Here is a 9,766-nt window from a genome sequence, read left to right as displayed (position 1 = left end):
CGATCATCATCGCGCCGCGACACTGACTCGCCATCCTGATCGCCGCGCTCTTCCGACCCAGATCGTCGCGCTATACCTTGAACTTGACGATGCTTTCTTCAACGTCCCTGAGAATGACCACGGCAGCATGCCGCTGCGCCTCGGTCATTCCGCAGATAAAATCCAGCGCATCCTGGTCGTAGGCGTTAGCTGCCACTGACATCAACTTGCGGTGGATGGTCTCCAGTTCCTTCGGAGGGTTGTAGTCTTTGTGGACCGCGATGTGACCGGAGAAGGTGCCGAAGGTGACGTCACGGGTTTCGACACCGTCTTTACCCCGACCCTTGAAGCCTGCCGGGCCGTAGTAGTCGTCGTTCTCCTCTGACTCGTCCCGGATGATCTCGGTGAGGGTCAGCTCGCCGCCGTGGTGTTGCTTCATCCGACGAAGCGTCTCGTGGACCTGGGGCAGGGTGTTGCGAATCTTCCGGTAGGCGCGAACTGCCTCTAGCGCGATCGGCTTCAGGCTGTCCAAGACTGTAACCTTCGGCGCCACCAGCGGCAGCATCGCGAGGAGGTAGTCTTCCTCACTATCCCGCTTCTCGCGCCACTTCCGCTCCTTCTCGGCCTCGGCCTGAACGTCGTCGTTAGCGCAGCAATTGCCGATGAAGGCGCAGAACTGGAGATCGGGAAACCAGACCAGTGACCCGGTCAGAAATCGGTTCGGCGTGCACATCGGGCATGGGCAATGGTCGGCCTCTGGCCGCTTGGTGCCGTCTATCGTTATGAGGTGCCGCAGGACCCGAAACCGCGCGTCCTTGGGGATCTGGTTTCGGTACAGGGACTCGATCAGCTCCGGCTGGGCGGTCTCCTTGATCCGCGCCACCGTCTCATCGATCCAGACGCCCGACGGACGGTCCTTGAACGTCCGCCAGGGTAACGTTTTGACTTCAGAACCTTTTACACCACGCGACTTACGGCCGCCTTTGGTCATAAATGCCCCGGTACTGGCATGAATAGGCCACTCGACAATCCAAAACCGGCCACTGCACAGGAACGTTGTCCTGTACGGCGCGTAGCCGTTCATGAGTGCAGACGACTATCTGGAAATGGCCAAGCACTATCAGCGAGCCAAGGAGACGACGCGGGACGAATTCACCCGGCGCTTTCTGGAGCAGATGGAGCGGAGCTACCGGATATTAGCCGCGAGCGAGGTGGTGCTAGAGGGCTCCAGAAAGACACAGGCGAAGCTGGACGAGAGCAAGCCCAGAAATGGGCCGGGCTTCGCTGATGGAGAATAGATCAGTCAACGAGCTGGAGCAGTTCGCGCCTGCAACCGACTTGGAATTGGATCGCGGAATTCGGCGGGCTGTTCTGGCGCTCCGCGCTGCCGGCATTGAGACGTTTGAATCATGTGAAGGCGGCCAAGGCCACGCCTTTCCCGATCCGACTATCAAGTTTCATGGAGGGGTTTGGGCAGGGTATCGCGCTTTTGCAGCCGCGATGGAATGCGGGCTGCCGGTGCTACGCATTCAACAGGTCTACGGAGTTTCAGGGGCTCAACTAGAGGGACCGTGGTGGGAGATTGTGTTCCACACCACGGTCCGCGAACAAAGAAACTAAACTAACTTAGCCGTTGGCAATGCTCGCATTTGGGCCGTCCGCCCGTACCGGAGGCGAGGTATTGCCGCTCGATATTGTTGCCTTCCGTGCACTTGTCGTTGTCGTGGTAGACGTTCTTCGTATTCGGTTTCTTTGAGTGAAAGGGAGGGACTTTAGCCATAATGCAGTCTCTCGGTTTACGAGCGCCCGGAATTGAGCGCTCGTTATACTGCATGTCATATTTCTACAACCTATGGGACTCATCCGATCGGATAAGTCACCATTAGGTTGCAGTGCATCAAGAACGGCCGCCTTGAATTACCGTGAACTTCCGACGCCGATCCGGAGGCGTCTCCGTGGGCAGCGCAGGGGCCACGGAGAGCGCCGCGTCCACAAGTTGCGCAACGCTCCAAGCCTTCTCCGTCACGCCCAGCGCCTTCGCTGGCGTCGTGCGCAGGGCTTCGTGGGTGCGGCAGAGATTGTAGTGGCAGACGTACAGCGCGACGGCCGCGATATGGTTCTCCAGTTTCTTTGAAAAGCCGTTGGTCAACCGAGTGAACCGACGCGACGACATGCGCAGCGAAAGGTTCTGCCGCTCAACGTAGCTGGTGGAAACGTACTGCTCGGGATCGCCCCGCTAACAGCGGTTGCGGCTCCTGCCCCGTCTCCGGTTGGCCTGAGCAAGGGCGCGGCAACGACGACGACCGCAGATGGGGACGGCAACGAAATTAGCGTCCTGCTTGCCTCCAACCGCCTGCAAATTACGGCCGATGTCGATGACAAGGGCCTTGAGAAGCTTGAGCAGATGCTTGCCAAGTACAAAGAGATTTTGAAGATGCTTCAGTGAAAGAGGCCGCCAACTGAGGCGGCCTCTTGGTCTCACATGAAAACGGCGATGGCCGCGAGGGCGATGGGACATATTCCAAGAACAACGATGCCGGCCCTATAAAGTAGGTCACCTGTCATGATACAACCCCTGCGTGGGGTGTGAGTCTATCGTGGGAAAACTCGGCAACGCTAGTGCAGTTTGTGCCACGCCTAGGAATTGAATCGTGCGCTACGTAAGACAAGACATGGCCGCCAACTGAGGCGCCCTTACTTCGTGAGCCGGTAAATGTCACCCGGTTTGAGGCGGAGGCCTTCGAGTTTCCGCTGTTCCTTCTCGGTCAATTTCATGTCCACAAGCTCCGCCGTCCAGCCTTCTGGCACCGCCGTGAGTACCAGCGTCAGGGCCTGATCGGGCTTAGCTCGCGCGATCCAGTACTGCCTCGTTGGTCCGTCCAACGACGAGTCGTCTGCGGTGACTTCCACGATGGTAAATGAGTTGCCGAACGACTCTGCCATAGCAATTGAATACGATAGCAGCCGCTTTTGTTTCTAGCTCGCTGGGCCGTCAGGCCGTCGCACAGGACCGGCCAAAAACTTATAGCTCGGCACCCAAGCTGAGTTCCAGGTTTCCAGCGTCACGCCGCACAGCGAGCATTCAAAGCTGCTGATCTCCCGGGCTGGGGCGGTGGACTCGGTGCGGTCGTAGACTGCGCCGCATTGGCAAGTTCGGTGATGGCTATCCATTCCCGCTTATGCGCCCCGAATCCAAAACAGGCTACTGCGTTTTTCAAACTAGGCCACTAGCGTCGGAAACAGGCCAGCACCAATGCCCCTATGAGAACGAACCCAGAAGACTCCTTTTGTTCTTGGTCTTAATCCGCCGGGCTGCGAATCAGATGCCTATAATTAGTATTGGAACAAGAGGGGGGCCGCAAGATTTGGGGTCCATTAACCCCTAGTAGTCCCGGTTATCCACTGTGTCAGACCGCGCGAAGTGCTGTCTTCAACGGATGGCCCAGACCGCAAGCCAGAGCCCGAACAGCCCGACCAAGACCACCGCCAGCCAAACGAGGCTTGCCGGTGACCTGGCTCTCTCGGTGATGCGCTCCCACAGGTTCATGCCTGATCGATTCAGGCCGGGAGTCGGCGGTCAAAGGGTATCTTTTTTCCGTTCCGGATTGACCGCGGTCGGGAGAACGTTCTCTTCTCTCATCCGCTCCCAAATCCACTCACCGGCTTCAACTTTCGCTCGCTTTCGCACGTAGCCGAGCCAGAGCCCATCCATCTCGCGGTAATTGTCATCGACGTAAAGATGGAAGGCTCCCAATTCGTGACTCTGCTCGGTGGGATGCATCCAATCTCCGGTAAAGTGCCGGGCTTCTTTGATCGAGCCACGCAACCGAATTGGTCTCTTGTCTGCAACGGCTGCGACCGCTTCATGGTTGAGGGGATGGGGCTCGATCTTACCTATGAGCAAACCTATCGAGCTTTTAAGCTTGATGACTTCGCAGTACGGCTTCTGCTCGGGTCCGAAGAGAAAAGTAGCTTTCCAAAGGCCGTCGATGCGCGATGGTCGCTTAAAACCCAGCCAAAATAAGATCGGCGCCGCGCGCTCGCTCAGCCATTCGCGCATGGTCACGCTCACGAGGAGGCTAGCAGAGCCAGTTATAAGCCCCGTCAAAATGGTCCAAAAAACCCATTGCATAGAAATCACCCCGAACACCGGGGGTATTAGTAGTATGACGCGACAACCCTAGCTAGTCCCGCGTAGGCGGGACAGCAGCCGAAAATGGTTGATTACCAATCTTAGGCTTCAGCTCTAGCGGCAACTGCCATAGCTGTGAGAGTCAGATGCCCATCACGGTGCCGGGTAAGCGGCCCGCCGTGTCCGGACCATCAAGAACAACCCGCATGGACCGCGAGTAGGAGGAGAAGAGGGATGGGGGCAGTTACTTGGGCGGTGTGCAGCATTGCTGCGGTCACCGCCCTCTGCGCTTGGGCGCTTGTGTCGTGCGCTCAACCATAGAGGTTCGGCCGCGTGGCCGGATAAGCAGAGGCTATTTGCTTTCCGGCGACATCACCTGGTTGAACAGGTTGGCGTAGAATTCTGCATCGTCGTGTTCGGCGCGCTTCAAGCCGTAGATCTCAGCCTTGAGGGCGTCCTTCTCCCCTGGCGTGTACAGCACCTTGGTTACTTTGGCGGCTTTGCAAATGTGCTCCACTTTGTCGCCTTTGCCACGGTCACTCTGCCAATAGCGTGAAGCGTGCTCCTTCGCCTGCTCATCGTCCTGGCCGTGGTCGGCGATAGCATTGAAAAGCATCATGTCGGCGCTGTGGATGATGTCGGCCTCGTCAACCTCCAACTCGTACAGGGTGCGGCTATCCTTTCCGATGAAATAGCGCTTGGCCCAAACCAGGTTGTCGAACGTGAAGAGGAAATCAGCGCGCAGGTTGGCACGGTCTCCGGCCTCGCGGCGTAGGATGCGCTCGGCGAACTGCTGCTTGCCCGATAGATCCTCCATGTGGTCGCCCGAGGGCGGCATGGTGTCTCCTTCGGCGAATGGGCGCTGGTCGATTCTGTAGAGTGTGCGGGTGGCCATGATGCGGGTTGGTCAGCTTCCGGTCTCGCTACCGTCTTTCACGGGCGGCGGAAACTCTTCAAGGATCATATCTGACCCTGCGGACTCGACTGTAACCTCGTCACTGACGATGATCGGTTCACCTCTTCGGGCCTTCGACGGTCTGGGCTTCGGGGTCGCCGCCGCGGCAGGCTGCGGCTTCGGGTGCTCGGCATCATACCTCGCAATCGATGCCCGTGAGCCAAAGACCCGAATGGCCTTCTCGGGCTCGTCACGAATGAAGTTCTCGATCGCCGAGATGCCTACGCGCGTCACGTACTTCCTGCGCAGCTTGCGCTCCAGAATGCAGTGAATGTTGTCGCCGTCGATTTTCAAATGCTTCAGGAGCTGGGTCACCTGAGACGGAGAAATCCGAGCGTCCCGACCATAGGCCTCCCTGACCAGCGGCAGAAGCTTCTGTGCGGTCTCGGAAGGCAGGTTCTTGTCGGCCTCGTCCAGAGGCGCATGGATGACGTCCTTGACCTCGACATTGCCCATGACGGCGTAGGCGGGGGCGCCTTTCTCCTCAACGACCGTGGCCTTATCGATGAAGTTCAGGCCTTTGGCCGTCTCCCTGGACATGTAGATGCTGGAGCGCGGCGCCGAGAGGTCAACGACCCCGGCGCTGCCCAGGCCAACCTTCTGCACCACCTGCAGCGTCTCCATCATCTTGCGGAGATAGCTGGCCTCGCGCTCCGCCAGCATGTTCTGCAGGTCAGCATAGCCGATGATCTTGGTCTGGCCGGCGTACCGGAAGTATATGGCGCTCTCCTGCAGGATCAGGACGTCCTTCCGGTTGCCCTTCTTGTCGGTGACCTGCTTGGTGCGGTTCTTCTTGCAGACTATGGGCTTGTGCAGGGCCTCGTCGGTGGAGACCGCGTATACGGCGTTGCCGCTGACCGTGTACTCCCTGATCGTGATCGGGATTTCGGGGTCGAAGTCGCTGCGGAGCGCGTTCACCCAGTCAGCCTCGTCCGGCATGTTGGTGCAGCCGACGATGCGCTTGGGCTTGTTGGTAACGCCGAAGATGATGGTGCCGCCGCCGGTATTGGCGAACGAGGCGAGGACCTTGATGTAATCCGAGACGTCGTTCGGCTCGAAGTTCTGCTTGAATTCCAGCCGCTTGCTCTCGCGGCTGGAAACGGCGCCGGTATCCTCGTCGAAGGCAAAAAGCTCATTGAGATCGTCGGGCAGCGCAGGCATTACGGCACCGTTGGAACTTGACCGCATCGCGATTTGGTCCGGACGGTGGGGCTTGCACCCACATCATCTCACCCATATCCTTCTGGTGTCACGCATCCGGATATTCGTAAGGCGAGCGGTCTTTCGTTAAACGACGCCGGGATTCTAGAACAAGGCCTCCAGTTGTCCTGGGGGCATCTCATCAAAGGATCGTTCTCCAACGAGGGCGATCCTTTGTTTTGCGTAGGCCTCCAGCTTCTTCAGCACGGGACGGATGTCATAGGCCGCGGGCTCACCTCGCCGGGTCCCCTTGACCTTGATGATGAACCCTCCGTCCGCGAGCTGCCGGATGATGGCCTGCACCGTGCGCGGCTCGATCCCCATGCGCGCCGCGATGGTCTTGGTGTGCGGGAAGGGCAGCACGGCGGAGTTGTGCCGGTGCATCATGATGTTGGCCAACACATTGAGTTGGGAGCTGTTCAACCCCAAATCGTGCTGGTGGATCAGCAACAGGTTCGGAAACGGCTGATAGCCCGCGTCGGCGATGATGCCGAGCCGGGCTTTCACTCTGCCGAATATCGGGTCGGCGCCCTCGATGGTGAGGTTCGTTTCCATACCGAAAATTCCTAATGAAAAAAACAGAGGGAGCAACCGTCTTTCTTTTACTATGTACATTTAAATGCGCAATTTGACTATTTTCGTTCACTATTTGTTTTTGTATCGCGTGTCGCGGATGTGGGATTGGCAGGTGGACGGCGGGACAACATCAGCGCAGCGAGCGGCCGGAATGCCGGCTAGCAGCATCGTCCTTTTCATCATCGGCTACGGGGCATTGCTGGTATCGGACGCCCGCGCCGATGATGTGCCGGATTGGGTAGTTCGCATAATGCGGGAGACCCACAAGCGGGTCGTCGTCGAGCATCAGGACTGGTACGCGAAGGACTATCGGTACATCCCGGCGGGGCAGGAGATCTGGGGCAACTGCGCCACCTTTGCCTTCACCGCCGCTGTTCTGGCGAACATGGCCGGGCATCCGGGTGAAGTCATTCCGCAAGGCCGTGCCCACGTCGTCGCCGTAGCCGATGGCTGGATCTTCGATGCGCGGGCTTACGAGCCGTACCGTTCGCGGTAGGCTATTTTTTGCGGAAGCGCTCCTTGGACGATTTGTGCTTAGGCCACCGCCGCTTGGGCGGTTCGTCGGGAAGCGCGGGGTACTCGTCGTGAGACCTGTGGGTGTTGATCAGCCGCGCTTCCAACAGGATTGAATATTCCTCCTTCGCCCAGGCCACGTCGGCCAGCATCTGATCGGTCCATTCATCGACCTGGATCGCCATCAGATCCTCTGAACCTCCACGCCGCCCGGTCTGCGACCAATGAGCGTCCGACGCAATTCCAATCGTGGTCTTGATGTGACGTTGCTCGTGAAGGAGAACGACGCAATATGAGCGAAGCATGGTGACTCGTGCCTGGCGGTACTGCTCATAGCCGCCGGGGAGTCCTCCCTGTGCCTCCACCTCGGTGGGGTAAGCCAAGGTCATGAATACGTAGGCGACCGTGGGGTCGGCGCTTACACGGGAGGGCATGACTACTCGCGCATACCGGTCGACCTTGGCGGCCCTGGAGGCCTTTACGAAACCGGAGAGGGCTTCCCCTAAGATACGGCGTGAAAAGCGACCTTCTCTTGCCATGTAGCGAAGTGCGTTGTCCGCGAGAGCAGCACTCGGAACCTCGCCCATTATGGAGACGTGAGTTCCAGAGAGCACATTCTCGGTGAACTGGCCGATGAGCTTGTCCCACACCCGGCTCTTTTCGTCCGCAAGCGACTTTGCGAGATATTCCTTCGACCTGACATAATAAGCCCATTCGCCCTGGATCGGCACCATCAGGTGCTTCTCGAAGGCGCGCTTCCGCTCCAGCTCGAAGTTATATATCCCTCCGGTCTTCATCCCGACATTAAGGTAGTGCGCGAGCAGTTCTTCCTCGCCATGAGCCACCATCAAGCGGTTGCTGCGAAGGTAGACGGCGCGCTTATTCAGATACTCGGCGAAATCGGAGACCGTATCGAGGTGAGTTAGAACGCGCTTGATAGATACCTCGTCGAAGACGTGAATGAACATGCCGCCTGGATTCACGTCGCCGATCGAGAAGTAAACGTATCCGCGGGACTTGGTGTCCAGATGGTCATCCCCCTTCATTGACGGCGCGATGATGAAAGAACCGCTGTCGTCCTTGTAATGGGTCTGCACCGCCTTGTAGGCGCCGCTGGCGACCACCACGCCATGCGTCCTTCTGGTCGCGGTCGAAGGCAGATCGATGGGAAGGCGCTGTGTGCAAGCCGGGTCGGTGTAGATCTTCCCCGGAAACTCGCAGATTATGCGGTTGGCGCCGTTGATCTGCTTAACCGCCTCCTGCACCGCCTTGCGGTAATATCGTGGCCAAGCCACCTCCACCGGCTGGCCTTCCTGATAGGCGATGTGCTTGTCGCTGAAGATGATGACGTCGTCCCCGCACACGACGAGCATGTCGCACAGCTCTTTGCCATCGCCTTTGCCACCCTGTTTCTTGTCGAAGAACAGGTTCGGGTACGACCAAAGTTTTAGGAATGCCGCATCGCCAAGGTCAGCCAGCAACCGCTCGGACGCGGTCGATCCACGGCTGCGATGGATGGCTGCGACCGGCTCGGCGGGGGTGTCGTCTGCTTCCATGCAGGGGAGAATCCTTTGGGCGCCGAAAGCTATCAGAAGTTGAGTAAAACCGGTATGTAGCGTCTGTACCCACAGAGCATGAATAGCGAATGATCAAGGTGAACGACGATCTTGAACGAGAAGTGTACGAGGCCATCGGCCGGTTCATTTTCTGGTTCTCGAAGCTCGAAGGCATGATGAAGGCGGACCTGGCCGGCATGCTCGATCTCGACAACGACTACCTAGACCCGGTCACGAGCGCCTTTGATTTTGCCCAGCTCTGCAAGGTGCTGGCGGCCATGCGTAGGAAGGGCTCCGCCCCGGATGACCAGAAGAAGGTCGACGAGTTCTACAATGAGGTATTTAAGCTCAACGATAGGCGAAACCAGGTTGCCCATGGCGACTGGACGCTGAGCGGGGCGCGGGTGGTGTCCCGGCACACACGAACGGCGACCATCCACTTCGACAAGCTCGGAGACCTAAACAAGCTCTCTGACCGATGTATGACGTTGGCTGTCCAGTATTACCGGTTTCTTCCCGAGCACAGGTACAAGCAGCAGACGCGGGACGTGGGCGAGGACTGACCCGTCTATTTCTCAGAAACGTCGAATAGCTTGCGCCGGACAGTTGCTTTTGTGACCAGGATTTCAACTGCCGACTTGCAGATTGTCCTGTTCCAATACTGCCGGACCAGAGCGTCCATGGCGTTCTCTTGTGGGCCGACACCCGTGGCCAGAGAGTAGATAGCAACATCACCGATGTGGCGGATGTCATCGACATGGATAAGCGATAAGCAATATGCCGCGCGGCAATCAGGGTGACAGTGCGTATTGCCTCACATATCGATGCTCCCGGGCGCGATCAGTTGCCTCATTT

The 9,766-nt window shown here is 58.3% G+C and carries 10 protein-coding genes and 1 pseudogene; 3 read left to right on the top strand and 8 right to left on the bottom strand.

The window, feature by feature from the left end; genetic code table 11:
* Positions 1-70: 70 nt before the first annotated feature.
* The gene (locus QJT82_RS44450) at positions 71-1,063 is read right to left on the bottom strand and encodes a hypothetical protein (protein WP_264641784.1); all 993 of its coding nucleotides are present in this window, start codon (positions 1,061-1,063) and stop codon (positions 71-73) included.
* Between QJT82_RS44450 and QJT82_RS44445 the strand changes: the two genes are divergently transcribed.
* A complete protein-coding gene (locus tag QJT82_RS44445; protein WP_028344277.1) occupies positions 1,062-1,277 on the top strand; it encodes a hypothetical protein in 216 nt (71 codons plus the stop codon). The two genes, QJT82_RS44450 and QJT82_RS44445, sit on opposite strands and share 2 nt — an antisense overlap.
* A 599-nt stretch (positions 1,278-1,876) precedes the next feature.
* Here QJT82_RS44445 and QJT82_RS44440 read toward each other — a convergent pair.
* From QJT82_RS44440 to QJT82_RS44415, 6 genes and pseudogenes are all read right to left on the bottom strand, one after another.
* Positions 1,877-2,194: pseudogene (locus tag QJT82_RS44440) on the bottom strand (transposase); the annotation flags it as partial.
* Positions 2,195-2,673: 479 nt separating this feature from the next.
* A complete protein-coding gene (locus QJT82_RS44435; protein ID WP_028344276.1) occupies positions 2,674-2,922 on the bottom strand; it encodes a hypothetical protein in 249 nt (82 codons plus the stop codon).
* 634 nt (positions 2,923-3,556) lie between these two features.
* Positions 3,557-4,039: a hypothetical protein gene (locus QJT82_RS44430; RefSeq protein ID WP_155258779.1), complete on the bottom strand. Its 483-nt coding sequence runs from the start codon at positions 4,037-4,039 to the stop codon at positions 3,557-3,559.
* 424 nt (positions 4,040-4,463) lie between these two features.
* On the bottom strand, positions 4,464-5,006 hold the full coding sequence (locus tag QJT82_RS44425; protein ID WP_155258778.1) for a hypothetical protein: 543 nt from the start codon (positions 5,004-5,006) through the stop codon (positions 4,464-4,466).
* Between the two features lie 12 nt (positions 5,007-5,018).
* Positions 5,019-6,254: an ATP-binding protein gene (locus QJT82_RS44420; RefSeq protein ID WP_080686975.1), complete on the bottom strand. Its 1,236-nt coding sequence runs from the start codon at positions 6,252-6,254 to the stop codon at positions 5,019-5,021.
* A gap of 117 nt (positions 6,255-6,371) precedes the next feature.
* Positions 6,372-6,821 (bottom strand): helix-turn-helix domain-containing protein, encoded by a 450-nt coding sequence (locus tag QJT82_RS44415; RefSeq protein ID WP_028344272.1) that lies wholly within the window; start codon positions 6,819-6,821, stop codon positions 6,372-6,374.
* A gap of 64 nt (positions 6,822-6,885) precedes the next feature.
* Between QJT82_RS44415 and QJT82_RS44410 the strand changes: the two genes are divergently transcribed.
* Complete coding sequence (locus QJT82_RS44410; RefSeq protein ID WP_028344271.1) at positions 6,886-7,338, top strand: hypothetical protein; 453 nt, start codon at positions 6,886-6,888, stop codon at positions 7,336-7,338.
* Between the two features lies 1 nt (position 7,339).
* On the opposite strand, the gene QJT82_RS44405 is transcribed toward QJT82_RS44410, so the two are convergent.
* Positions 7,340-8,911, bottom strand: a complete 1,572-nt coding sequence (locus tag QJT82_RS44405; protein WP_028344270.1) for a hypothetical protein — start codon at positions 8,909-8,911, stop codon at positions 7,340-7,342.
* 89 nt (positions 8,912-9,000) lie between these two features.
* Between QJT82_RS44405 and QJT82_RS44400 the strand changes: the two genes are divergently transcribed.
* A complete protein-coding gene (locus tag QJT82_RS44400) occupies positions 9,001-9,474 on the top strand; it encodes a hypothetical protein (RefSeq protein ID WP_028344269.1) in 474 nt (157 codons plus the stop codon).
* Positions 9,475-9,766: the final 292 nt, after the last annotated feature.

It is taken from the genome of Bradyrhizobium sp. Mp19, assembly GCF_029952935.1.
In the GTDB taxonomy this organism is placed as follows: Bacteria; Pseudomonadota; Alphaproteobacteria; order Rhizobiales; family Xanthobacteraceae; genus Bradyrhizobium; species Bradyrhizobium elkanii.
The sequence above is the reverse complement of the archived record's forward strand: the minus strand, read 5'-3'. Positions and strand labels throughout refer to the sequence as shown.

What these genes read in the sequence shown, in the direction of transcription:
- QJT82_RS44445 (WP_028344277.1), top strand. Translation starts at nt 1,062, where the DNA reads ATGAGTGCAGACGACTATCTGGAAATGGCCAAGCACTATCAGCGAGCC.
- QJT82_RS44450 (WP_264641784.1), bottom strand. Translation starts at nt 1,063, where the DNA reads ATGAACGGCTACGCGCCGTACAGGACAACGTTCCTGTGCAGTGGCCGG.
- QJT82_RS44435 (WP_028344276.1), bottom strand. Translation starts at nt 2,922, where the DNA reads ATGGCAGAGTCGTTCGGCAACTCATTTACCATCGTGGAAGTCACCGCA.
- QJT82_RS44430 (WP_155258779.1), bottom strand. Translation starts at nt 4,039, where the DNA reads ATGCGCGAATGGCTGAGCGAGCGCGCGGCGCCGATCTTATTTTGGCTG.
- QJT82_RS44425 (WP_155258778.1), bottom strand. Translation starts at nt 5,006, where the DNA reads ATGGCCACCCGCACACTCTACAGAATCGACCAGCGCCCATTCGCCGAA.
- QJT82_RS44420 (WP_080686975.1), bottom strand. Translation starts at nt 6,254, where the DNA reads ATGCGGTCAAGTTCCAACGGTGCCGTAATGCCTGCGCTGCCCGACGAT.
- QJT82_RS44415 (WP_028344272.1), bottom strand. Translation starts at nt 6,821, where the DNA reads ATGGAAACGAACCTCACCATCGAGGGCGCCGACCCGATATTCGGCAGA.
- QJT82_RS44410 (WP_028344271.1), top strand. Translation starts at nt 6,886, where the DNA reads ATGCGCAATTTGACTATTTTCGTTCACTATTTGTTTTTGTATCGCGTG.
- QJT82_RS44405 (WP_028344270.1), bottom strand. Translation starts at nt 8,911, where the DNA reads ATGGAAGCAGACGACACCCCCGCCGAGCCGGTCGCAGCCATCCATCGC.
- QJT82_RS44400 (WP_028344269.1), top strand. Translation starts at nt 9,001, where the DNA reads ATGATCAAGGTGAACGACGATCTTGAACGAGAAGTGTACGAGGCCATC.